Below are 231 nucleotides of genomic sequence, written 5' to 3' on the forward strand. Positions count from 1 at the left end.
TTTCGATCATTCCTAATGCTTCCATTGTGCTTTCCTCTTTATCAGGGTCCAGAACGGGACCGTTCATTCAACCAGTGTTTGTAAACTGCTTTCGCGGTTCACTTCTGTCTGACGCGGCACAGCTGCCACCAGCGCCAGCTCGATAATTTCCTGCACGCTACAACCACGAGAGAGATCGTGCATCGGCGCGGCAAGTCCTTGTATCAGTGGCCCGACGGCACGATATCCGCC

Annotated in this window: 1 protein-coding gene; it reads right to left on the reverse strand. The window is 53.7% G+C overall.

The window, feature by feature from the left end:
- Positions 1-63: 63 nt before the first annotated feature.
- On the reverse strand, positions 64-231 hold a 168-nt coding region (locus tag IEQ44_RS18020), incomplete at its 5' end, for a phosphate acyltransferase (protein ID WP_252858667.1).

This window comes from Nocardioides malaquae, from assembly GCF_015070385.1.
In the GTDB taxonomy this organism is placed as follows: domain Bacteria; phylum Actinomycetota; class Actinomycetes; order Propionibacteriales; family Nocardioidaceae; genus Nocardioides; species Nocardioides malaquae.